Here is a 23,334-nt window from a genome sequence, read left to right on the forward strand (position 1 = left end):
TGGCGAAATTGAAGGCCGGTCTTAGGCTGTATTGATGAAAATCCTCTTTGTTGATGATGAAGATAATATTCGAGAACTCTTCCAAGAATATTTCCACAGAGAGTTCGATGTCCATTTAGCTTCCAACGGGGAAGAGGCACTTCTTGCCGCTACCACTCAAAGTTTCGACCTAATCATTTCCGATATCAGCTTGCCTAAGTTAAACGGAATACAGTTCATCCAAAAACTCAGATCTGAATCCATCTATACTCCTTTCGTAGTCATTACGGGGGACAGCGACATTCAGATAGCAATTGATGTGTTCCGTATGGGAGCCGTCGATTTTTTCCTCAAACCGTTTCGGATGGAATCTCTCCGTCTTAGAATTAAAAAATTCGAAAATACGGATAACGACACGAATCTGTTGTTTCATACGGGAGAAGTTTCTCTCGTTGCGGGAGACTATACCCTTCTCTTCCGACCTAAAATCAAAAATATCAATAAATATGTGGCTCTCATTTTAGAACCCATTTTGAACAATCCTCGTGCCAGAGAGGAAGATTTACTTTCCTTAAAAGTTGTTTTGTACGAACTCATCGCCAATGCCATCGAACATGGAGTAGCCGGTGTGAGTTATCAGGAAAAACAAAAACTTTTGGAAGCAAACGAAGATTATTTCCTCTATGTGGATCGAAAATGCGAACAGTGTCAACTGTCCATAGAAGTGCATGTGAGTTTGGATCAGAATGGAATTCAGATCATGATTAAGGACGATGGAGAAGGTTTCGATTTGGCTTCCGTTCCCAATCCCATCGAAAATCCGGGAGCGAATTTAGTGAGTGGAAGAGGGATCTTTCTGGCAAAGATGAATATCGATACGATCAAATACAATCAGAAAGGAAACGAAGTTCGATTTTATAAGCACTGGACTACGCCTGTTTAGAATTTAAAACCTGCAGAAACATAATATCTCCAAAATTCTTTTTCCGCCGACTTTTCTCTAAAAGGCTCCGTTACAAATACCACGGTTTTTTGGGGATCAACATTCGCATAACAAATGGAAGCTGTAAAAAAGCCTTTGATCGTATTCTCCAAATTTCCTGTAAGCTTCAGAATCATTTCCGTTCCCATCCCCATTTCCGAATGAGAACGGTTGAGGAACACATCTCCTCTCAAAGAAGGCAGAAAGGAATGTCCGATTTGGATTCCAGTCATTTGAATTCCTTTGTTTTCGAATCCGGGATCTTTTTTCGCCAAAAGATCGTAAAACAATCTGTCGTTTGGAAAGTAAACGGACTGATAAAGTAAAAAAGAGGAATATCCTCCCAGAACTCTAGGTTCCGCAAGAGGAGCCGCATATCCGTCGCTATTTGAATCTCTTCTCTCTTCTTTGTCCTTACGGGTGTACAAACCCGATATCGATAAAAGCCAATCCCCTAGATTTCCATGAAGGGAAGAGTAAGCTAAAAAACTGTCGGTGGTTTGCTCCGATTCCTGCCAAGGGTAAGCGGTTTGTTTTCTGCTTCCTGTGACTCGAATCAAAGAAAGATCGAGATTTGTATCTTTCCAAAAAGAAGCCGATCTGAATTCCATTCCGGAGTAGAGATAGTGTCCGAAAACATTTTGAGGATAAAGTTTGAATTCGGATGGATCGAAATTCGGTTCTCTATAGATATAATGAAAGAACTGAAGGTTTTCCCAGAATAAAATTCCTTGCGATCGAATGTTTCCCCCCCACATTTCTCTTCTGCTGTGATTCCATGCTTTCGGAGAAAGGGGTTCTTCTTCCGGTTTCATTCTAAGAGAAAGGAGAGAAAAAGATAAAACTTTGTTTTTGGAAACTCCTACTTCTCCGAATTCCGCCATTCCGTTGAATAAAAAACCGAAACCGTCTAACCTTTGCCAGCCTCTTCCTCCTTCCAAGTGAAAGTCGAGGTTTTGAAATTCCGCTCCGAGACTCAAAACGGCTTCCCCGTCCCAGACAGAGTTTACTGTTTTTTCGATTAACTTTGATTCTGCGGCAAGAAGTCTGGGTCCTAAGATCAAAGAGAGATAATACGATTTCGATCTATAATAAAAAGCGGCTTGGGCACTTGCCTGCCCTAAACCCAGATATTTTCCCGCTTGGTCCTTATCGTCTCCTCCTCTTTGGGAACGAAAGGCACCTCCTCCATAGATATGATAGTCGGCTCCGAAACCTTCCTGAGGTTCTTCTACGAAATTCTGAAATCGATTCTGGGCTTTGGGACTGACTCTTCCCCAATCCAAAGCGGCTTTGAAGTCGTCCCAAAAATAATCCGAATAAGAAACGGCAGATATCTGTGTAGAAATAAAAAAGAGAGAAAAGAAAAGGATACCGTAACGGTTCATGCGGAAGTTTCTATTTCCTAAAGTAAGCCAAAAAGTATCCCACCAAAATCAGCCAGGAAACCACTTGTCCCAAAAATAAGGAAATGGCCGCACCGTTCGCTCCCCAATCGGGTATGATCCAGAAATCGAATACGGCTCCCAAAGCGAGTCTGAGAAGCGCCAGTCCCGCCAGCATCTTAGGTTGACCTAATGCAAATAAGGCGGTTCCCAGAGGGGCGAATACCAATTGAAGAAGGAAATTGGGATAAAGGATTTTAAATACGGATATGGAATTCGAATACTTTGCTCCGAATAACAGAGTCAGTATGGGTTCCGCAAGAAAAATTCCCGGAAGAAGTAGGAAGGCGATGAGTCCTCCTAGCGCTACCGACTTTTTCAGGAAGTTGGGAAATTCCTCCGAGTCGGCCAGTCGGGAAAGTTTAGGATAGATGATGGAATTGAAAGTCGATAGTATGATGACGAATCCACTGAATAATTGTAAGGCGGTTCCGTAATCTGCCACAATTTCGGGAGGATGAAATTGATTCAGGAAAAAAATCTCCAATCTGTCGGAAAGGATGGCGAATATGGATGCCGCAAACGCCCAAAGATTGAACATCATCAGTTTTTTCTGGCTGTCTTGTATCGCCTCTTTCGGTGCGGAAAAAGAAAGTTCCTCTCCTTGGAAAAAAAAGAAAAACAAAAACAGAACGAAGAGAGGAGAGATGCAGAAGATGGTGAGTATGTCCAGATAAGAAAGAGGATGAATGCTTGTTTCTGCGAAATAGATGAGAACACCTAATCGTAGTAAATTGGGTAAAGGGTTCCATAAAGAAAGTGCTTTGTATTTTCTGTAAGAAACGAAAAGGCTTTCGAAGTAGGAAAGAAAAGATACGATCACTCCCCCGAAGAGTAAAATAGCGATTACGAAATAATTTTCATTTGTGAATGCGAAGGCCAGGATGCTGAGCGCAGCCAGAATCATAAAAGAATAGAATTTGATTCTGAGGGAAGCATTGAGAAGAGCCCCCGGGTCTTCTTTTTTGTCAACTAACGGAGATATGTATTTGATCAGTGCATTGGGAAGACCGAATTCTGCAATAGCAAGTACCACCGGTAGAAATCCCAGAAAGTATTGAAGTTTTCCGTTCTCCGTTTTGCTCAATAGATTTACGGAGTAAATCATAAAGGCCAAATTGGTGACCGAAGAAATTCCTTTCGAAAAACTAACAAAGAAGGAATTTTTTAAAACTCCTTCTCTAGTGAGTTCTCCTTTCAGAGAACGAATTACGTTTACGATTTTTTTCATCGGGAGGCGGAAAGAAAACGCCCTCCTGCAATCCTTTGAAGTAAAATAGGATAAATTACGATGAGAGCAAAACTTGTAATCAGGTAACGTATGTATCTGAGAAGCAGATCATCCTTCCATTCCGTTTTTTGTGCGAGGGACGACGGCAGGATATAAAAGATTCCTAAAACTAAAATCAATACCGACAGTCTCACACCGAAGGCAGATAGATCGAACTTTCCTTCAGAAACAGGCATACCCCAATTCAAAAATTCATGTTTTGAAAATTTAGGATAAAACAAAACTCCTATCCAGAAACCTGCGATGGAACCGGCGGCTGTGACCGCAGTCGCCAAACTATGATGATGTTCCGGGGATAAATATTTCGAATCCAGAAGAATCACTGAAAAACTCAAAACCAATCCTAAAAGACTGAGGGTTCTGTGTTTATCCGTCTGAATGAAGTAATGCGGAAGGGATTTTTTATCCAGATAGGAAAGGAAAGAAATTAAGATTCCTAAATGGATAAGACCCACGAAAAAACCCGCAGTCACATCTCCCAGATAATGCACTTTCAAATACATTCTCGTTAAGGGAGTGATGAGGATGATCGAAATGCAAAGCAGTCGGAACCAAACATTTTTAAAACGATAAGCTAACAATCCCCATACGACTACTGCCGAGTAGGCGTGCCCGGAAGGAAAACCGAATGCTTTTTCTCCGAAGGCTTCCGGATAAGGAAACGGTCTGGGACTTTCGAAATAGAATTTGCCCAAGGCAATCACAAGGCCGGAGGTCAAAAGGCCGGTAGCCAGCTCGAATCCGAGTTTAGGATTGTAAAATGCGTAAGCGAAAGAGATGAGAACCAGGAAAAAAACGGTTCCTCCCAGGTAATGACAAATGACGGAGAGGAAAAAAAACAGGGAACCGAAGGTAGGATCCAATCCGTGGAGAAAATCTAAAGGTTCTCCCGAAAACCAAATCTGTGCGAAAATTGCTGAAGTTAGGATCATAGGATTTTCCATCTAGGATGAAAATCCAACTTGATTTCATAAAGTTTTATTTTCAGATGTGTGGAGTTTCCTATGGATGAGAATCAAAAAGACAACGATATTTTAGACAGTTTATTTGTAATTCCCAGAGAAGTCCCTAAAACGATTCTCAGGAGCCTTTTGGAATTGGTGTATGATGTGAAAGTCACCGGTTCCCAGTTCATCCCGGAAACGGGGGGAGCTCTTTTTGTCTCAAACCATACGGATTATCTGGACATTCCCGTCCAAGGCGCCTATGCGGAGAGAAAAATCGTCTATTTGGGAAAATATGAACTCTTCCATCCTCAGGAAGAGATCATGAAATATGTGAATCATAAAAATTCACCGTTTCATTATCCCCCTCTCAGCTTCACCAAACCTATGATAGAATACACTCTCAAATCCTTGGGAGGGATCATCAAAGCCAACCTCATCCACTGGGGAAGTATGCCCATCATTCGAAATGCCGCAGGGGAAACCACAACCATGGATAAAAAAGCGGCTATGGAATATTACGAAAAACTGGAAGAATACATGGTGGGTCTTATGCGAGGAGGAGAAATCCTTTCCATTTACCCGGAAGGTACCAGATCCGAAACGGGAGAAGTGGGATCTTTCAAAGCTATGGCTGCAAAAATGGCGATCCGTGCAGGGGTTCCTATCATCCCTTCCGGAATCAGCGGTGCCACCAATATGTCCAAACCTCAGGCATTTCTTTCCGGAAAAGCGTTCAAAGCGAAGATTCGTTATAATATCGGAAAGCCTATCCTGCCTTCCGAATTTCCTCAAGGGCCGGAAAAAAAGGCAGCGAAAGAACTTACTGAGATTCTGGAAAAGAGAGTCGCAGCTCTAGTCCAAAACCCTGAGTCCGATTAACGAACTTTTTCCTTAATAGTTCCAAAACTATGGCATAGAAGGTTCGATTTTAACATTGAATCTTCTGGGGTTCCCGTGAGATCGTAGTCATGTATGATCATGGAAACCTCTACTTACTCACCTAAAAACAAAATACGTTTTGTCACTGCGGCTTCTCTCTTTGATGGGCACGACGCTTCCATCAATATCATGAGAAGGATTTTGCAGCAGAGCGGGGTAGAGGTCATTCATCTGGGCCACAACCGAAGCGTCCAAGAAATCGTAGAATGTGCCATCCAGGAAGATGTGCAAGGGATCGCCATCACCAGTTACCAAGGCGGCCACGTAGAATTTTTTCAATATATGATCGATCTTTTGCAACAAAACGGAGCAGGTCATATACATGTGTTTGGCGGAGGCGGTGGAACGATTCTTCCTTCGGAGATCGACGAACTTCATAAATACGGAGTCACTCATATCTATTCCCCGGATGAAGGAAGAAATATGGGATTGCAAGGGATGATCAACGATGTGGTTCGAAGATCCGACTTCCCCACTCCTCTTTCGTTTAACGGGGATCTGCAAAGCCAGATCGTTAAAAAAAATCCTTTGGCTCTCGGCCAAGCAATCACTCAGATGGAATTTTCTTTGCTGCAGGATTCCCCTTCCTTATCTTTGAAACTAAACTTTCCCGAACCGCAAACCACCATTCCTGTTTTGGGAATTACGGGAACGGGAGGAGCGGGAAAATCCTCTCTTACCGATGAACTGGTTCGTCGTTTTTTGAACGATTTTCCCGAGAAGACGATTGCGATTTTATCTGTGGATCCTTCCAAACGAAAAACGGGAGGAGCTCTTTTGGGGGATCGAATTCGAATGAATTCCATATTCAACAAACGAGTGTATATGCGGTCTTTCGCCACAAGAGAAGCCAATATCGCTCTCAATCGAAGTGTGAAAGGCGCCATTCAAATCTTAAAATCGGCAGGATACGATCTCATCGTAGTAGAAACGGCAGGGATCGGGCAAAGTGACTCGGAAATTACGGAAGTATCCGACGTGTCCCTTTATGTGATGACTCCGGAATACGGAGCGGCTACGCAGCTGGAAAAAATCGATATGATCGATTATGCGGACGTGATCGCTATTAATAAGTTTGACAAACGAGGCGCATTGGATGCGTTACGTGACGTAAAAAAACAATACCAAAGATCGAGACAGGCTTTCGACAAAAACATAGACGATATGCCTGTCTTCGGAACTATCGCTTCTCAGTTCCAAGACGCAGGAACGGACGAATTGTACATCAATTTGATCCAAACAGTGATCGATAAAACGAAATTGGATTGGAAGAGTGATTTCAAAAATAAAAAATCCTCGAATGAATCTTCCGTAGTTCTTCCGCCGGATCGAGTTCGTTATTTGGCGGAAATCAAAGAAGAAATCGACCGAAATCTTTCCTGGATCGAAAATGAATCGGAAACTGCAAGATCCGCCTTTCAGCTGAAAGGAAGCATCGATCTATTATCCAAAAAAGGAAAGGATACGAAAGATTTAGAATCCGAATTCCAAATCCTTTGGGACTCTCTGTCTTTGGATTCCAAAACGCATATAGAGGAATGGAAACAAAAAGTAGAAAGTTTTAAAAAAGAGTCTTACAGCTATTTTGTGAGAGGAAAGGAAATCAAAGTTTCCAATTATACGGAATCTCTCAGTCATTTGAAAATTCCTAAAATCGCAGCTCCTAGGTTCGTGGATTGGGGAGACATCGTTCGTTGGTCGTATCAGGAAAATTTTCCAGGTTTTTTTCCTTATACTGCGGGAGTGTATCCTTACAAACGAAGCGGGGAAGATCCCACTCGTATGTTTGCGGGGGAGGGCGGCCCGGAAAGAACCAACCAAAGATTTCATTATTTAAGTTCAGGAATGCCCGCCAAACGACTGTCAACTGCATTCGATTCGGTCACTTTGTACGGAGAAGATCCCGATCTTCGTCCGGACATCTACGGAAAGATCGGAAACTCCGGCGTAAACATCGCAACTTTGGATGATGCGAAAAAATTATATTCCGGCTTCGATCTTTGTGATCCTTCCACTTCAGTGTCCATGACTATCAACGGGCCGGCGCCGATGGTTTTAGCGTTCTTTTTGAACGCTGCCGTCGACCAAGCTTGTGAAAAATACATTCGTGCGAACGGTCTTACCGAAGAAGTTCAATCCAAAATCGATTCCATATACAAAGCGAAAGGAATCGCAAAGCCTGGATTTAATGGAAATCTTCCTTCCGGAAATGAAGGATTGGGACTTTTGCTTCTGGGAGTTACGGGAGATGAAGTGCTTCCTGCGGATGTTTATTCCAAGTTGAAAAAAGAAGCTCTATCCCAAGTCAGAGGAACCGTACAGGCGGATATCTTGAAGGAAGATCAAGCGCAGAATACTTGCATCTTTTCCACGGAATTTGCTCTGAAAATGATGGGGGACATTCAGAAATATTTTATCGAACAAAATGTCCGCAATTTCTATTCCGTTTCCATCAGCGGATATCATATTGCGGAAGCGGGAGCCAATCCGATCACACAAGTGGCTTTCACTTTGGCGAACGGTTTTACTTACGTGGAATATTATCTAAGCAGAGGAATGAACATTGATGACTTTGCTCCGAACCTTTCTTTTTTCTTTTCCAATGGAATCGATCCCGAATATTCTGTGATCGGACGTGTGGCTCGCCGTATTTGGTCGAAGGCGATGAAATACAAATACAACGGAAACGAAAGATCTCAGATGTTGAAATATCACATTCAAACTTCAGGTCGTTCCCTCCATTCTCAAGAAATCGATTTCAATGATATTCGAACCACATTGCAGGCATTATATGCAATTTACGACAATTGTAATTCCCTTCATACGAATGCTTATGATGAGGCGATTACTACTCCTACGGAAGATTCTGTCCGTCGTGCGGTCGCCATCCAGTTGATCATCAATAGAGAGTTAGGTCTTGCAAAGAATGAAAATCCTTTGCAAGGTTCTTTCATCATCGAAGAATTAACCGATCTTGTGGAAAATGCAATTTTGGACGAATTCAACCGTATTACGGAAAGAGGCGGAGTTCTGGGTGCAATGGAAAGAATGTACCAAAGAAATAAGATCCAAGAAGAATCCCTTCATTATGAAACTCTAAAACACACTGGCGAGTATCCGATCATAGGAGTGAATACTTTCCTAAGTAAAAACGGTTCTCCTACTGTGATTCCCGGAGAAGTGATTCGTTCTACGGACGAAGAAAAGAAAAAACAAATTTCCAATCTCCAAAACTTTCATCACAGAAACCAACCTAAGTTGGAAAAAACGATCTCTTCGCTGAAAGAAAAGGCACGAAATAAGGAGAATATTTTCGAAGAACTTTTGGAAACGGTGAAAACCGCTTCTTTGGGGCAAATTTCACAAGCGCTCTATGAAGTGGGTGGACAGTACAGAAGAAATATGTAAACTATCTCTCAAGATCGGCATTCTTTAGGGAGAACTATGAACTCTTGGGAATTCATAAAAAAACATAAATTAGGCATCCCGCTTCTTTGGGATCTTGTGATGGTGTTGGTTGTTTTAGGCAACCTATGCCTCATCCTCTTCGATCTGACATATCTTTGGTTCAGACCTTTTTACTTTAAAAACTTCCCCGAAGTTTTGACGATTTACGATAAACCTGTATTAGGAATCGAGCCTCACCGAGTTACATCTGCTTATACCGGTTATGTGAATGACCTCGCGTATCTCACTAAGCTGAGAGACGACGGGTTTCGGGAAAATGAAAGGAAAAAAACGAGAGAAGAGATTTATTCCGTACTTCAATTCTTAAAATCCCATGTAGCGAACGAAAAGTTCGACAAATTATTTTCCGAATTTGAAGAGGGGATGAAACTGGAAGATCCAGAGTTGAGACGAACCACTCTCGAGGCCATCTTAATACAGTTAAATGAGTTTGTGATCGTTCTTGAGGAAACGGATGAGATCAACTCACTCATCGAATTGTCCGAAAAATATTCCTTTATCAATCGTCTCAGCAAAGAGGGAAATGAGGTAAAGGAAGTCCAAAAAATCATCTTGAGCATGGACAAAAAGATGTTGGAGATCGTAGAGACGAATCCTTTCGCTATGTCCGGGCAAACGGAAGACTTTTCCGAAATTCAAACGATCATTAAAGCGGAATACCAAATCCATAAAACCAAGGCGAGAGATACCAAACTCAGACAAGAGCTGGATCCGATCTTAAACAAAGACCGCATTCCCTCGACAGTAGTCGCATTTGCTTGGTTTTGGAGAGATAACGAAAGATCTTTAACCGATAAGATCTCTTTTTTCGATTCCCATCTCAGAATCCATTTCGATCTTAATTATTACAGAGGGATCGCTTCGGATGGAACACCGATTAATAATTATCTTTTGTTAGACGCTCCTTTCCTTGCTTTCTTTTTGGTTGAATTCGCTATCAGCTGGCTTCTTGCCATCAAACGAAAGACTTATATCGCATGGTTTTTGTATCCGGTCTATCACTGGTATGACGTTCTGGGTTTGATTCCCGTAGTGGAATTCCGTTTTTTCAGATTGGTGCGTGTGTATAAAATTTATCTGATGCTTCAAACAAATCAATTCACTCGAATCTTAGGAAACGATTTGATCAGTAAAACGATTCGTTACTACAGCAACATCATCAAAGAAGAAATATCCGATCTAGTTACCATTCAGATCTTGACGGAGACACAAAACGAAGTTAAGTCGGGGAATTCTCTCGATCAGTTCGTCCAAGCCATCGATTTGAATCGGGAAGAGCTGAAAAAAGTCGTGATCAACAATATCGCAAAATCCGCTCAGAATGAAAACTTAAAAGCTTTGATCGAGAATTTAGTGAACGAGGTTTCTGAAAATATTTCCAGCAATCTAAAGCCTATTTCTTTTCTTCCTAAAGATATGCAAGCCAATCTTACTAGGCAATTGAGTATGTCCATTTATCATGCGATTTCCAAAACGACCGTAGCGATGGCGCAGGATCCGATGGGCCGTAAATCGATCGAAAATCTAATCGATTATCTTGTGGATGAGATGATTCTTTTTGCGGAAGATCCGGATATGATTAAGTTGAATACGAACATCACAGTCGCTTTGATTGAAAATATGAAGAAATCGGTCGCAGAGAAAAAATGGCTGAAAGCGAGTGTGGAAACAAGTTAGAGGTTTGTCCTCCTGTCACCTAACAGGAGGAGGGCCGCCGGACTGCGGCGTTTTTACATAGTCCGGTTTTGCGGACCTGGATGCGATTTGGTTTGCATCCGAAAGAGTGACTTGGTAGCTGATCGTATCTTTTCCGCTTCCGTTCCAGAAAAACCAAACCGTATCGATTTCCCAAATTCCGTCTGACGCCAGGAAGGCGGAATCTTGTTTCGGATTCCCTGCTGTGAAAGGAATATAAGAAGGATTAATAACCCCGAAAAGCTGGTCGGATTGAGGATCGTGAGGAATCCATTGATCCGTGCTTGCATCATAAATCTCTAAAATGGAATGAGGAAGTGCAGGAGGAGGATCTGACCAAGTCCCTATTCCGTAAAGTCCTCTGACCGGAATTTTAAGGGCACGTAACATTCCTATGGCGATGTAAGTGAAATAACCGCAATCTCCGGTTCCTTGTTCCAACCATTCTTTCACACTTGAGCCTTCAACTCTGGTTCCGTACTTATAATTTTTTCGTAAGTAGGAAAGCGCTAGTTCCGCCTTTTCACCTAACGTATTTCCGCTAGCTGTGATCTCTTCTACTTTTGCCAGGAATTCCGGATCTTCTAAAGAAAAGAGTCCGTCTCTATTTTCGGTTGCCCAGGCATAGTACGGATCGTTCGGAGACGAAGGTTTTAATTTGGCAGGCCGGGAACCGACTCTACGTAAATTTTGATCTATTTTTAGTTCCAGGCGGATTTGCTGCGGCCATTCGGTTCCCGGGTCTTTTTTCAATTCCAAAAACTGATTCCCTCTGCTTGTTTTTCTTTTGGTTTGAATTCCGGGAGAATCGGATCGAAAAGAGACTGTTTTTTGGTAGGGTCTGTCTACTGGAAGCGTTATGCGGACTGTATCGTTGTTTTGGATGCGCCAAGCTTCCAGTAGTTTGGTAAGTTGGATGTTCCATACTATGTCGATGGTTCTGGGAGCGAGCTGACTTTTCACCCAAGATCCATTAGGTGCAATTTGTAATGCCTGATTCGTATCTCCCTTCGAGTAGTAAAGCCAGGCTAAGTTTTCAGGAAACCATTGAGAAGGTGTTTTCCCTGCGGACTTCAGTTCTTTTTGTGCGAGTGAATTTTTTTGAATGGCTAAATCGATTTTACCTAATGATTCAAGGCACTGAATCGTTTCTTTGTAAGGAAGTTCATCTCTTTCGGCATTCAATTGCCAAGAAGTTTCCAAATAAGGAAGAGCTTCTTTCGGATTTTGAAGATAATTCTTTAGAGTGAATCCTATCATAAACGGACGAGACCATTGATTCGGTTCTAATCGGTAAGCATCTTTAAAATAGGAGAGCGCGTCTTGAGGTCGATTTTTATTATAAAGCAGATCGATCCCTTGGTTGTATTTCTCGGCACCGGACTCCGCGAAGGTGGTTAGTATTGGAAAATAAAATAGGATCAGGCAAAGAAATCTTTTCATAAGAACCTCATGGCGAAATTTGTTACGGTAGGATTTTATAATTGATAAGCACTATTTTGTGATAAACAAAGAAGGATCGATTTCCTTCAGTTTCGCTTGAGAAATTCCAGTATAAGCTTCCATCAGTTCTTTTTGATTTCTCTTGATGATTTCCAAGTCGTGTTCGTTAGTTAAGGGCTTTACGATCTTCATTGCGATATCTGCATATTTTTTGTTAGCTGCCCAATCATTTATGATCCTATCTTTCGTTTTTCTTAATTCTATTTTTGTTTCTTCGGGGACATTCGGATTGTTTAAGGCTTCCTCTAAGTCAATTAAACCTTGATCCTTCATTGTTTTGAATTTTTGAATTCCTAGCTCTCCTTGAGAAACGTTCCAAGCCCAGGCCACTTTCGCATTGACCTTTACGAATTCTGCATAATCTTTAAAACCCGCTTGTTGGATAACGGATTCGATTTCTGCGAACATCGCAAGTCCTGTAGGATCGTTTTTTTCCGCGATTTTTTTGGGGATATCCGGGCCTAATTTATGAAGAGCTTTGACTGCAGTTACATACTTTCGGATGACGTCATCGTTCAATTCGACTCCGGAAACATTTTGGTCGTAAATTTCGTAAAGTTTTCCGCATTGAGAGAAAACAAGAAGAGTAGAGAGAAAAAAAGTCGTAATGAAAAAACGATTCATGATCCTTCTCCCTAAGGCCGGATTTTTAAGTTTGCGGTAAATAAAATCCGGAAACAAAATTGAATTCAAGAAAAAATTTACCGAAAGAAATTTCTTTTTGCAAAAGATGATCGTAAGATGAGCAAACCCTCTTCCCCCAATTCTCGATTTTTACCGAAAGGTCTCTCGATTCTCCATGAAGACAGAGATATATTGGTAGTAGATAAACCTTCCGGCCTTCTCACTGTAGCGACCGATTCCGAAAAAATCAAAACCGCATTTGTTTCTTTAACAGACTATATACGAAAAGGAAGCGCCTCTTCCAGAAAAAGGATTTATGTGGTTCATCGATTGGATCGAGATACATCCGGGATTTTAGTCTTTGCTAAATCGGAAGAGGTCAAAGATAAACTTCAATCCGGCTGGCAGAACATTGAAAAAAAATACGTAGCCGTGGTGCATGGACATTTTAAAGAACCTTCCGGAGTGATTACTTCTTATTTGGCAGAGAACAAGGCGCAGGTGGTTTATTCTGTGAAAGACATCACTCTGGGGAAATTATCACACACTTCTTATCGAGTTTTGAAAGAAACAAAAAACTATTCTTTGGTGGAAGTGGATCTGCTTACTGGAAGGAAAAATCAAATTCGCGTTCATTTTGCAGAAGAAAAACATCCGATCGTAGGAGACACAAAGTACGGAGAAGATCGAAAATCTTATCCTAGAATGGCACTTCATGCCAGATCGATCTCATTCGAACATCCGTTCCATGGCAAAAAAATGTTTTTTGAAACGGAAATCCCTTCTTTTCTCACAGGCTTGGTTGGAGGGATGTAAAACCATTCTTCTTATTGAAAGATGCATGCCTTTCTTTCTTCGTTCCTCTATTCGATAAATATTTTCTCTGCAAGTTAAGAGTAACCCATCGGTGATGAGCGTGCGAGGATTTGGCAAAGCTCGACTTTATATTGGGGATCTTGAAAGTCTTTTGCTTTTGTTAGATAACGATGAGAAGCGAGCATCTGTAGGGTTGTAGTATCTCTTACAATCCCAAACGTACGCATAATTCCCAGCCAACCAATTTCCTCCCAGGCCAATAACAAAGATAGAAGTTTACTTCTGGAGATCCCAAGCGCATCGGCAAGAATGTCCATCTCGGCTAACTCTCTTTCGTCGGCTCGGCAGCTTATTTTTTGAAGTTCTTGGCCTGGATCTTGGTAAGATTTTGTTAGTTTTTTTCTCTTTGAGGGAATGAGTCCGTAGTAGATGGGATAAGCGGATTCTTCTAAGAGGTTACGAAGTCTAGCGGAGAAAGATGAAGTTTCTACGTTTCTGGGATTTTGCAATTGTTGTAAGAGTTTCGGTGGAAGCAGGAATGTTGTGACAATGGTGCTACCTTTTTCATAGAAATAGAGTGAATTCGCTTCCGGCTTTGTGATCGAAATCGTTTTTATTTCTCGATTCCAGTTTGTAATTATAGAAACACTTGGTTCATCATCTTTCATTGCGAATGAAAGGTCAGAAATATACAATTTGGTTCAGAGTGAAGGAAGTTAAAGGTTTTGCGAGAGGGATGCGTAGGGCTTGGTCTCGCGTCAGCAGACGGGAGCGAAGCGGACCCCGTAGCAGCCCGGCCCCGGAAAAACGGAAGTTAATGTTTATTTGAACTGTTGTGTTAGCAAATTTGAATTAGAATTTCCGGGGACTCGCCCCTATAAATGGCTTACTCTTTGATCAACAAATGTTCGTAAGCGGAAGGATTATCGTTCTTGAAATAATGTTCTAAGATGATGTTCACATCTTCTTCGGTTTGCAGGCGGAACCATTTTCCTTCCGGGTAACAGACTTGAGCCGGTCCTAGTTCGCATCTTTCCAAACAACCTGCTCTTTGGATGCGAAAAGGGTAATTTAATCCCGCCTTGGATGCTTTTTGTTTCAGAAGCTTTAGAATTTCTTGTGAGCCTTGATTTCCGCAAGAGACCCTTTCTCCAGGGCCTCTTTGGTTTTCACATACAAAAAAATGTTTTTCGTAAACTTGGCTCACGACGGTCACCTCTTATGTGTATTGTTCCATAGGAATGCAAGAGCAGATTAAGTTTCTATCTCCGTACACATTGTCCACTCTTCCCACACTCGGCCAGAATTTACGCGAACGAAGCCAAGCCAATGGATACGCCGCTCTTTCTCTGGAATAAGGATGGTTCCAAGAATCTCCGATCACCATCTCTGCCGTATGAGGAGAGTTTTTCAAAGGATTGTCGGCTTTGTCCAAAACTCCACTTTCCACATCTTTGATTTCCTGAGCTATGCAGAGCATGGAATCGATGAATCGATCCAATTCTTCTTTGGATTCTGATTCTGTCGGTTCCACCATAAGAGTTCCAGGAACAGGGAAAGACATAGTAGGGGAATGAAATCCGAAGTCGATCAATCGTTTGGCGATGTCTTCCACTTCGATCCCGCTCGTTTTTTTGAATCCTCTCATATCCAAAATACACTCGTGGGCGACTAATCCTTTGTTCCCTTTGTAAAGAACTGGGAAAGAAGTTTCCAATCTTTTGGCAACATAGTTCGCATTTAAAATAGCCAGTTTTGTGGAATGTCTGAGTCCCTCAAAGCCTAACATAGCAATGTATGCCCAAGAGATGACCACGATGGATGCGCTTCCCCAAGGAGCGGAGGAAACCGCCCATTGACTGTTATTCGATCCGTTTTCGATCAAACTATGTCCAGGTAAAAAAGGTGCTAAGTGTTCTGCGACTCCGATCGGGCCCACACCAGGGCCGCCGCCGCCGTGAGGAATACAAAAAGTTTTATGTAAGTTCAAATGGCATACGTCTGCACCGATATCCGCAGGACGAGTGAGTCCCACTTGTGCATTCATATTGGCTCCATCCATATAGACTTGCCCGCCGTTTTCATGAATGGCATTACAAATCTCTACGATGGATTCTTCGAACACTCCGTGTGTAGAAGGATAAGTGACCATCAGTGCACCTAAGTCGTTTTTATGTTCGACTGCTTTTTTCTTGAGATCGGCCACATCGATGTTTCCGTTTTCATCGCAGTTCACTGCGACTACTTGGAAACCCGCCATCACTGCGGAAGCAGGATTGGTTCCGTGCGCAGAGATAGGAATGAGACAGATGTTTCTATGATTGTCGTTTCTACTTTGGTGATAGTTGCGAATGGCAAGTAGTCCTGCATATTCTCCTTGTGAACCTGCGTTAGGTTGCAAAGATACTTCAGAAAAACCGGTGATCTCGCAGAGCCATTTCTCCAATTGCCCGAACAATTTTCTATATCCTTCCGTTTGGTTCTCAGGAACGAAAGGATGTATATTGGATAGTTCGGGCCAAGTCACAGGATACATCTCCGTAGATGCATTCAACTTCATCGTGCAGGAACCGAGTGCGATCATGGAAGTAGTTAAGGAAAGATCTTTCGCTTCCAATCTGCGAATATAACGAAGCATTTCCGTTTCCGTATGAAAACTGTTGAATACAGGATGAGTGAGGTAATCGGATTTTCTTTCCAAAATTTCAGGAATCACCCATTCTTCTTTTTTAGAAAGATCTGCCAGTGAGAAGTGGAGGGATTTGTTCTCGTTGAACACTTCCAATAGATCTTGTACGTCGGAAAGAGTAGTGGTTTCATCCAAAGAAACACTGATTACGTGTTGGGAAATGGAACGAAGATTGATCTCTTTATCTTCCGCATAACGAATGATCTCTGCGGAAGTGATTTTGGACAACTCGATGCGAATGGTATCGAAATAAGGTTTGGAAAGAATTTTATAACCTAATTTTTCCAATCCCGTAGCAAATAGAGTCGTCATACGATGCACTCTGCTTGCGATTTGTTTTAATCCTTTCGGGCCGTGATATACTGCATACATGGAAGATAACACTGCCAGAAGTACTTGCGCCGTACAAATGTTAGAAGTTGCTTTGTCTCTTCGTATATGTTGCTCCCTCGTTTGAAGAGAAAGTCTGTATCCTGGTTTTCCTTGCGAATCTTTGGAAACTCCTATAAGTCTTCCCGGCATACTTCTTTTGTATTCTTCTTTCGTTGCGAAAAAACCTGCATGAGGTCCTCCGAAGCCGAGAGGAAGTCCGAATCTTTGAGAACTTCCTACGACTACGTCCGCATTCATTTCGCCGGGAGGTTTTAAAACTGTAAGCGCCAAAAGATCCGCAGCAACGATCGTTTTCGCACCTACGTCGTGTAATTTGGAGATGAATTCAGAGAAATCGTAAATGGTTCCGTCACTGGAAGGATATTGAACGATGGCTCCGAAAAAATCAGTAGAGGGAACCATCTTTTTAAAAGATCCCACTACTACATTGATTCCGATAGGAAGAGCTCTTGTTTTGATGACATCCAATGTTTGCGGATGAACGGATTGAGAAACGAAGAAGGATTTACCTTGAGACTCCGACTTCACATTGAATAACATAGTCATCGCTTCCGCTGCAGCAGTACCTTCATCCAAAAGAGAAGCGTTTGCGATTTCCATTCCTGTAAGATCGGTCACCATCGTTTGGAAATTGATCAAAGCTTCCATACGGCCTTGTGCGATTTCCGCTTGGTAAGGAGTGTAAGCAGTGTACCAACCCGGGTTTTCCAAAATGTTTCTTTGGATTACCGGAGGAGTGATGCAAGAGTTATATCCGAGTCCGATATAAGAACGGAAGATTTTGTTTTTAGAAACTATTTTTTTCAGTTCTTTCTGAAGTGCGTATTCCCCCAAAGGTTTAGGAAGATCCAAAGATTTTTGCAAACGAATGTTTGCCGGAACCGCATCACCTATGAGTGATTCCAGATCTTTATAACCTATAGCTTGCAGCATCTCTTGGATGCGGTCTGCATTCGAGCCAACGTGTCTTCTTAAAAAAGTATCACTCGGCTCGAGAGTTTCCTCGTAATTGGAGTCTATGGAAGAGGAAGTGGGGGATTGGGTGGGAACACTCACAGTGATGTCTCCTGGATTAGTCTAATTTAGAAACGAATTCTTTGTATTGAGAAGCGTTGAGCAGAGAACCTAATTCAGATGCATTGACTCCTTTCAATTTCACCATCCAAGCGTCGAATGGATCTGAGTTTACTGCTCCCGGATTGGAAGAAAGAGATGCATTCACTTCCGTTACTTCTCCTGAAATAGGAGAATAAAGATCTTCTGCGGCTTTTACGGATTCGATCGTTCCTAAACTGTCTTTTTGGGAAATTTTTTTGCCTACTTTAGGTAGATCGATGAATACGATATCACCTAATGCACCTTGTGCGAAATCAGTGATCCCGATCAATGCCGTATCTCCATCCACTTTCACCCATTCGTGTTTTTCAGTGTAGTAATAACCTTCTTTTGCCTGCGTTTCTGCCATATATTGCCTCTGGTTTGATAATGATTGAAAATTTCTTTATTTATTCATTCGGACGCTTCCTTTGATGAAAGCTCCTGTTTCTACTTTTGCTTTTTTCTTTTGACCGCGTATATCCACAAATACCTCGGTTTGATTTTTCGTGAATTCGAAATCTAAAATAGCAAGCCCTAGAGATTCTTTTCTGGAAGGAGAATGGGTTCCGGAAGTGGTTTTTCCTATTTCTTTTCCTTCCGAAGAAAAGATAGGGAAGTTTTCCCTAAGGACGCCCGGTTCTAGTAAAATGATTCCTACCACTTTCTTTTTGGGAGAATTTTTTTTATCGTTTTGGATTCTTTCATAAGCGAAGTAAGGTGTGGATTTTTCTTTTACGATAAAACCGATTCCCGATTCTACAGGAGACCATTCCGAATTCAATTCATGGCCGTAAAGAGGATACTTCGCTTCCAATCGAAGGGTATCTCTGGCGCCTAATCCTACAGGAACGATGCCTAAACTTTTACCTGCTTCGAGTAGATCTTTCCAAAGTTTGACTCCCAAAGAATGAGAAGTATAGATTTCGAATCCGTCTTCGCCGGTGTAACCTGTGCGGGAGAGAATGATTGTTTCTCCTTGCACTTCTATTTCCGTAAAATGATAGTAAAGAAGAGAACTTAAATCTTTTCCCAGATAATTTTCCAGGATTTGGTTCGCATTAGGTCCTTGTAATGCGATTTGATGCCAGTTTGCACTTTGATCTTCTACTTTGCAGGTACCACTTACTAATTTCTGTAGATGTGCCGCAACAGCAGGATAATTCGATGCATTCGAACAGATCATGTATTTTTCATTCGAAAATTTATAAACGGTGATATCATCTACAAGTCCTCCCGATTCATTGAGGACTGCATTGTATTGCACTTGGCCTTCTTTTAAGGAAGAGATTTGATTGCATGTTGTTTTTTCCAAAAGAGAAAGGATGTCTTCCTCTTTCCCAGTCACAAAAATTTCTCCCATATGAGATACATCGAAAAGTCCTGCATGAGATCTTGTTGCAAGGTGTTCTTGAATGATTCCTGTGTATTGTACAGGCATATCCCATCCGCCGAATGGGACCATCTTCGCTCCCATTTCTCTATGGATTTGATTGAGTGGGGTTTGTTTTAATTCCAAGGTAGTTCTCTTCTTGATGATTTCGATATTAAACTGACGCAACTACCATGGAAAAATCTTTTCTTAGCAGTGGAATTCGATTTTTTTAGAAAACAGAATGAATAGAGAAGTTTATCGAGTCGTTAAAACAGGTTCTTTGCAGGGATTAAAAAGAATGCAGGAAGAACTTCCTCCCCCCGGAGAAGATGAAGTTACCATACAAACAAAGGCGATTGGCCTGAATTTTGCGGATGTTTTTTCCATATTCGGACTGTATTCTGCAACACCAAAGGGAAGTTTTATTCCCGGATTGGAGTATGCAGGAGTAGTGATTGCAAAAGGAAAAAACGTAAAAGAATTCAAAATAGGAGATTCCGTTTACGGAACGACTCGTTTCGGAGCTTACTCCACTCATTTGAATGTGGGAAAAAATTATGTGTTTCCACTTCCTAAAAAATGGAATTTTGCACAAGGAGCTGCCTTCCCCGTACAAGCACTGACTGCATATTATGCTCTCATTCCTCTAGGTAATTTACAAAAATCACAAACTGTTTTGATTCATAGTGCCGCAGGAGGAGTAGGGCTTTTGGCGAATCGAATCGCAAAGAAGTGGAATGCATTTACCATCGGACTTGTAGGAGATGATACAAAACATTCTCTTCTCAAAGAAGAAGGATACGATGTGTGTATCACTCGTTCTTCTTCTTTTCAACAAGAGATGAAGCAAATTTTATCAGGAAAACGATTGGATTTAGTGTTAGAATGCACGGGAGGTCGTTATTTTCAGGACAGTTATGAATTATTATCACCTATGGGAAGATTGATTACCTATGGAAGTGCTGTTTTTACCCCCGGATCCTCACATCGAAACTGGTTCCAACTTGCTTATCATTATCTAAGAAGACCTAAGATAGATCCTCTTTCGATGATTTCCGAGAATAAATCGGTGATGGGATTCAATTTGATATGGCTTTGGAATGAAATTGATGTCTTGAAAAAACATTTTGCATCATTAAACGAGCTTCATCTTGCTCCTCAAAGGATAGGAGAAGAGTTTTCATTCGATGATTTCAATCTTGCATTGGAAAAATTTAGATCAGGCAAAACAATTGGTAAGGTCGTTGTTACTCTTTCGTAGAATGAGTATTAGTTTGTTTTATCAAAAATAAAAAATGAAATAAAATTCTTACAAAAAATATTTTTTCTTTACAACAATATTGAGATGAATTAATTATGTCGTATCAATCGACTGACTGTATGCCAAGGACAGAGGTTGTTTGAAATCAAAAGATAAGGACGATCACAATGGTTGCTAAAAAGAAAGCTGCAAAAAAGAAAGCCGCAAAGAAAAAGGCTGCAAAGAAAAAAGCTGCGAAAAAGAAGTAAGCTGCTTATTTAACATAAGAACTCTTTACTTCGATTCGTTCGAATAAAGATTGTGTGAACCCGCAAAACCTGCGGGTTTTTTCATTTTAAAAGGGTGTTTTTAGGCAATTGCCCGAGTAAAACCTCTTCTCGCCATGTAAATTCCAGGTTTTTTATCCGAATTCGGCCTTTCCAGTCCTATAAATTGGAAATGATCCTTCTTGTTGATGGATTGAAACAGAGATTTGATTAATGAATCGATGTTAGGGTGGGAGACGTTCTTATACACCTTTTTCGATCCGTCTTTGCCCCAAATTTCCAAATGATCCGACTCAGGTAGCTTTAGAATCAAAGAACTGAGATCGTATCGTTTCATTAGAATGTGACAAGTGTCTTCGAAACCAACTTCGGTGATGGCAGAGTGATCGAAAAAACCGAGTAAATAAAGAATGGAGGTGGGTTCTAACTTTCCGGAATCATCTGCGACCTTTTGAATTCCATCTAAAACTAAAAATCTTAGATTTTTAGATTGGAGCCATAGTTTTTGGTCTTCATGGCGCTTGAGATTTACTTCTTCGGAGAATCTTTTTTGAAAGACGGTGGATAAAAAGAATCCGGAAGAATCTTTTCTTTCTTCAAAGATGCGTTCCATATCGAACGGCTCGAAGTCGAGGTTGAAATATTTGGTGTAAGTCTCTGCCATAACATTCTTAGTAACGGTCAGAAACTTTTTTTTAATTCGTACTTTTTGTAACTACTTTCAGAATTCCAACATTCTACGTTCCGAATCGTGAAAAAAGGTAAACCCTTCCTTTTTCCAAGTCTCCCAGAACTTCAAAGAACCTTCCCTCATAAAACAAAGTCTTTCTTCCGCAGAAATCGGAGTGAGTAATAGGAAGTTCACTCTTTTTCCGTTCTCGGAGATGAGTCCGTTGAGAGCAGGATAACTAGGATTTGTACCCGGATGAGAATCCAATTCATCGGTGATATTGTTAAAAACGAACCAACCGAAATCCAAATAGAGTTGATCCGGATCTTTTCTGGGATTTTGCAAAGTATGAGAGTGACCGAACCAGATTCCTGTGTTCCAAGGAAACTTAATCATTTCACCTAAAACATGTTGGATCCATTGTTCGGAATGATCGTCCGTATCGGGAAGGAGTTTGATGGCGAAAACAAGTTCGATCCTAGTAAAATCTTCGAATTTTTTATGATACAGTTCGACGGAGGGTTGGTTTTGTACGCTCATCCCAACGGTAGAGAAGACTTTAATGCCCGGAAATTCTTTGGGATAAAAAGATGCGATTCCTAAAGAAGGATACTTTCCTCCGTCAGCGGACCAATATTTATCGTGTTTGCCCAGTTTCTCTTCTAAGAATTGCAGTCGAAGGCTTTGTGCTTTTTTCCAATGGTCTTTTGCAGAGACCCCTTCCCAAAATTTTCTAGCTTGGTTGACTCTTTCCGCAATCACTCCGCTTTTCCCATCACCTAACGGAGAGGCGGCGATTGCTTCTTCTTTTGCTTCTTTAGAATAACCGTGAACCCCTTTGATCCCGGACCAAGGAGGAAGATAAGCATAGAGTTCTTCGTCCAAAAACAAAGCGACTGCATCTCCTTCTTCGGACCAGATAAAATGAATTTCATCTTCTTTTAAACTGGGAAGACCTTGCGGATTGTTGACTTCCGCTTTTGTTAAGAGAGGTGCAAGTCCTTGGTCGAAATCTTCCGGGTCTCTCTCTTCAGGAGCATCGATTCGATTGCGAATCCAGAGAGTTTTCATCGGCCATTCCGGATTGTTATGGGATTGTAAATACAGATAAATGGTTCTTCCGTCGTCTTCTAGGAAGGCAGTAAAAGAACCATAAGGGTTTGTCTCTTGGTAGAGAACCTTAGGTTTTTCAGGGTTCATTAAAATTTATGAGCTACGATTCTTTTTTTAAAATTTTCTAACAGTCGGGCAATCTCATCGTCCATTCCCGACTCGAAATAGATTTCAGGATAATAAGCGGAAGCATTGCGAAGCCCTTTGAGTTCGGGTTCGTTCCATTTGCGGTAGTTCTTGAGAGAGTTCCAGGTTTCTTCCGAAACTTCCAAACCTTGTTTTTTTGCATCTAAGAAGGATTGAACCGTGCGTGTGGGAGTCATTCTGTTAGTAGAGTATTTGCTTAGATACCACCTTTCCAACAAATTTTTCTGCCCGATTTTAAAAAAACATCCGGCCTTGATCGAAGTGAAATCTATCATAAGCAGATGGGCGCCTCGAATTTGTTAGTTGATAAGTATATTTACAAGCCTCGACCGCGCTCTTCGCTCCAATGAAACGAAAACCGACTCTCTTAAAGCAACGAAACCAGTTTCTCACGGTGGCGGAGACTAGGATGGTCGAAGCTCGGGAGTCGAAACAGGAAGTTTCGCGACCGAGAGTGTGAAACAGGTTTCGTTTCATTTCTGCTGCGATCGCTGGCGCAGGGTATTATCTCCCCGCCCTGACCATTGGGTGGGGTGATCCTGGAGTTCCTACCAAAAAACGGACAGAAAAATCAAGCAATCCTTTGATCATATATCTTACGAAATTCCATAGGACTTGTAAAGTCCAAAGTAGAAT

At 41.5% G+C, this 23,334-nt stretch carries 19 protein-coding genes; 6 read left to right on the forward strand and 13 right to left on the reverse strand.

Annotated elements, in window-relative coordinates:
• Positions 1–34: 34 nt before the first annotated feature.
• Positions 35–922 (forward strand): ATP-binding protein, encoded by an 888-nt coding sequence (locus tag EHS15_RS18615; protein WP_135762093.1) that lies wholly within the window; start codon positions 35–37, stop codon positions 920–922.
• On the opposite strand, the gene EHS15_RS18620 is transcribed toward EHS15_RS18615, so the two are convergent.
• The 3 genes from EHS15_RS18620 to EHS15_RS18630 are packed head-to-tail and all read right to left on the reverse strand — an operon-like array spanning position 919 to position 4,629.
• On the reverse strand, positions 919–2,349 hold the full coding sequence (locus EHS15_RS18620; protein ID WP_135762094.1) for a hypothetical protein: 1,431 nt from the start codon (positions 2,347–2,349) through the stop codon (positions 919–921). The genes EHS15_RS18615 and EHS15_RS18620 overlap by 4 nt on opposite strands.
• A gap of 10 nt (positions 2,350–2,359) precedes the next feature.
• Positions 2,360–3,637 carry an oligosaccharide flippase family protein gene (locus tag EHS15_RS18625; protein ID WP_135762095.1) on the reverse strand — a complete coding sequence of 426 codons (1,278 nt, stop codon included), beginning with the start codon at positions 3,635–3,637 and terminating at the stop codon, positions 2,360–2,362.
• Entirely contained in the window at positions 3,634–4,629 is a 996-nt protein-coding gene (locus EHS15_RS18630; protein ID WP_246052307.1) for a phosphatase PAP2 family protein, read from the reverse strand. Before EHS15_RS18630 ends, EHS15_RS18625 begins: the two co-directional genes overlap by 4 nt.
• A gap of 72 nt (positions 4,630–4,701) precedes the next feature.
• On the opposite strand from EHS15_RS18630, the gene EHS15_RS18635 reads away from it, so the two are divergent.
• The 3 genes from EHS15_RS18635 (at position 4,702) to EHS15_RS18645 (ending at position 10,728) form a co-directional block, all read left to right on the forward strand.
• Positions 4,702–5,523, forward strand: coding sequence for a lysophospholipid acyltransferase family protein (locus EHS15_RS18635; protein ID WP_135762097.1), 822 nt, complete (start codon positions 4,702–4,704; stop codon positions 5,521–5,523).
• 99 nt (positions 5,524–5,622) lie between these two features.
• Entirely contained in the window at positions 5,623–8,991 is a 3,369-nt protein-coding gene (locus tag EHS15_RS18640; RefSeq protein ID WP_135762122.1) for a methylmalonyl-CoA mutase family protein, read from the forward strand.
• Between the two features lie 36 nt (positions 8,992–9,027).
• Positions 9,028–10,728 (forward strand): hypothetical protein, encoded by a 1,701-nt coding sequence (locus EHS15_RS18645; RefSeq protein ID WP_135762098.1) that lies wholly within the window; start codon positions 9,028–9,030, stop codon positions 10,726–10,728.
• A 15-nt stretch (positions 10,729–10,743) separates the two neighbouring features.
• On the opposite strand, the gene EHS15_RS18650 is transcribed toward EHS15_RS18645, so the two are convergent.
• Together EHS15_RS18650 and EHS15_RS18655 are read right to left on the reverse strand one after the other, a co-directional pair.
• On the reverse strand, positions 10,744–12,189 hold the full coding sequence (locus tag EHS15_RS18650; protein ID WP_135762099.1) for a transglutaminase domain-containing protein: 1,446 nt from the start codon (positions 12,187–12,189) through the stop codon (positions 10,744–10,746).
• Between the two features lie 51 nt (positions 12,190–12,240).
• Positions 12,241–12,873: a hypothetical protein gene (locus EHS15_RS18655; RefSeq protein WP_135762100.1), complete on the reverse strand. Its 633-nt coding sequence runs from the start codon at positions 12,871–12,873 to the stop codon at positions 12,241–12,243.
• A gap of 117 nt (positions 12,874–12,990) precedes the next feature.
• On the opposite strand from EHS15_RS18655, the gene EHS15_RS18660 reads away from it, so the two are divergent.
• Positions 12,991–13,689 (forward strand): RluA family pseudouridine synthase, encoded by a 699-nt coding sequence (locus EHS15_RS18660; protein ID WP_135762101.1) that lies wholly within the window; start codon positions 12,991–12,993, stop codon positions 13,687–13,689.
• A gap of 74 nt (positions 13,690–13,763) precedes the next feature.
• On the opposite strand, the gene EHS15_RS18665 is transcribed toward EHS15_RS18660, so the two are convergent.
• The 5 genes from EHS15_RS18665 to gcvT all read right to left on the reverse strand — a co-directional run bounded on the left by EHS15_RS18665 (position 13,764) and on the right by gcvT (position 19,385).
• Positions 13,764–14,357: a DUF1564 family protein gene (locus tag EHS15_RS18665; RefSeq protein WP_135762102.1), complete on the reverse strand. Its 594-nt coding sequence runs from the start codon at positions 14,355–14,357 to the stop codon at positions 13,764–13,766.
• A gap of 218 nt (positions 14,358–14,575) precedes the next feature.
• A complete protein-coding gene (locus tag EHS15_RS18670) occupies positions 14,576–14,896 on the reverse strand; it encodes a (2Fe-2S) ferredoxin domain-containing protein (protein WP_135762103.1) in 321 nt (106 codons plus the stop codon).
• Positions 14,897–14,908: 12 nt separating this feature from the next.
• Positions 14,909–17,791, reverse strand: coding sequence for an aminomethyl-transferring glycine dehydrogenase (gene gcvP / locus EHS15_RS18675; RefSeq protein WP_210416379.1), 2,883 nt, complete (start codon positions 17,789–17,791; stop codon positions 14,909–14,911).
• 52 nt (positions 17,792–17,843) lie between these two features.
• Positions 17,844–18,236, reverse strand: coding sequence for a glycine cleavage system protein GcvH (gcvH, locus tag EHS15_RS18680; protein WP_135762105.1), 393 nt, complete (start codon positions 18,234–18,236; stop codon positions 17,844–17,846).
• Positions 18,237–18,272: 36 nt separating this feature from the next.
• Complete coding sequence (gene gcvT, locus EHS15_RS18685; protein ID WP_135762106.1) at positions 18,273–19,385, reverse strand: glycine cleavage system aminomethyltransferase GcvT; 1,113 nt, start codon at positions 19,383–19,385, stop codon at positions 18,273–18,275.
• Between the two features lie 97 nt (positions 19,386–19,482).
• Between gcvT and EHS15_RS18690 the strand changes: the two genes are divergently transcribed.
• Positions 19,483–20,502 (forward strand): synaptic vesicle VAT-1 family membrane protein, encoded by a 1,020-nt coding sequence (locus EHS15_RS18690; protein ID WP_135762107.1) that lies wholly within the window; start codon positions 19,483–19,485, stop codon positions 20,500–20,502.
• A gap of 348 nt (positions 20,503–20,850) precedes the next feature.
• Here EHS15_RS18690 and EHS15_RS18700 read toward each other — a convergent pair whose 3' ends face one another.
• Genes EHS15_RS18700 through EHS15_RS18710 form a run of 3 tightly spaced genes read right to left on the reverse strand, consistent with a single transcriptional unit; the run spans position 20,851 to position 22,973 of the window.
• A complete protein-coding gene (locus tag EHS15_RS18700) occupies positions 20,851–21,432 on the reverse strand; it encodes a hypothetical protein (RefSeq protein ID WP_135762108.1) in 582 nt (193 codons plus the stop codon).
• Positions 21,433–21,489: 57 nt separating this feature from the next.
• Positions 21,490–22,638 (reverse strand): suppressor of fused domain protein, encoded by a 1,149-nt coding sequence (locus EHS15_RS18705; protein WP_135762109.1) that lies wholly within the window; start codon positions 22,636–22,638, stop codon positions 21,490–21,492.
• Entirely contained in the window at positions 22,638–22,973 is a 336-nt protein-coding gene (locus EHS15_RS18710) for a hypothetical protein (RefSeq protein WP_425460658.1), read from the reverse strand. Before EHS15_RS18710 ends, EHS15_RS18705 begins: the two co-directional genes overlap by 1 nt.
• Between the last annotated feature and the right edge of the window lie 361 nt (positions 22,974–23,334).

It is taken from the genome of Leptospira idonii (genome assembly GCF_004770995.1).
In the GTDB taxonomy this organism is placed as follows: Bacteria; Spirochaetota; Leptospiria; order Leptospirales; family Leptospiraceae; genus Leptospira_A; species Leptospira_A idonii.

Bases quoted from the DNA above. Each gene is read 5' to 3' on its own strand.
- EHS15_RS18645 (WP_135762098.1), top strand. From the start codon at position 9,028: ATGAACTCTTGGGAATTCATAAAAAAACATAAATTAGGCATCCCGCTT.
- EHS15_RS18625 (WP_135762095.1), bottom strand. From the start codon at position 3,637: ATGAAAAAAATCGTAAACGTAATTCGTTCTCTGAAAGGAGAACTCACT.
- EHS15_RS18650 (WP_135762099.1), bottom strand. From the start codon at position 12,189: ATGAAAAGATTTCTTTGCCTGATCCTATTTTATTTTCCAATACTAACC.
- EHS15_RS18620 (WP_135762094.1), bottom strand. From the start codon at position 2,349: ATGAACCGTTACGGTATCCTTTTCTTTTCTCTCTTTTTTATTTCTACA.
- EHS15_RS18705 (WP_135762109.1), bottom strand. From the start codon at position 22,638: ATGAACCCTGAAAAACCTAAGGTTCTCTACCAAGAGACAAACCCTTAT.
- EHS15_RS18710 (WP_425460658.1), bottom strand. From the start codon at position 22,973: ATGATAGATTTCACTTCGATCAAGGCCGGATGTTTTTTTAAAATCGGG.
- EHS15_RS18630 (WP_246052307.1), bottom strand. From the start codon at position 4,629: ATGATCCTAACTTCAGCAATTTTCGCACAGATTTGGTTTTCGGGAGAA.
- EHS15_RS18615 (WP_135762093.1), top strand. From the start codon at position 35: ATGAAAATCCTCTTTGTTGATGATGAAGATAATATTCGAGAACTCTTC.
- EHS15_RS18690 (WP_135762107.1), top strand. From the start codon at position 19,483: ATGAATAGAGAAGTTTATCGAGTCGTTAAAACAGGTTCTTTGCAGGGA.
- gcvH (WP_135762105.1), bottom strand. From the start codon at position 18,236: ATGGCAGAAACGCAGGCAAAAGAAGGTTATTACTACACTGAAAAACAC.
- EHS15_RS18640 (WP_135762122.1), top strand. From the start codon at position 5,623: ATGGAAACCTCTACTTACTCACCTAAAAACAAAATACGTTTTGTCACT.
- EHS15_RS18700 (WP_135762108.1), bottom strand. From the start codon at position 21,432: ATGGCAGAGACTTACACCAAATATTTCAACCTCGACTTCGAGCCGTTC.
- EHS15_RS18655 (WP_135762100.1), bottom strand. From the start codon at position 12,873: ATGAATCGTTTTTTCATTACGACTTTTTTTCTCTCTACTCTTCTTGTT.
- EHS15_RS18635 (WP_135762097.1), top strand. From the start codon at position 4,702: ATGGATGAGAATCAAAAAGACAACGATATTTTAGACAGTTTATTTGTA.
- EHS15_RS18665 (WP_135762102.1), bottom strand. From the start codon at position 14,357: ATGAAAGATGATGAACCAAGTGTTTCTATAATTACAAACTGGAATCGA.
- EHS15_RS18660 (WP_135762101.1), top strand. From the start codon at position 12,991: ATGAGCAAACCCTCTTCCCCCAATTCTCGATTTTTACCGAAAGGTCTC.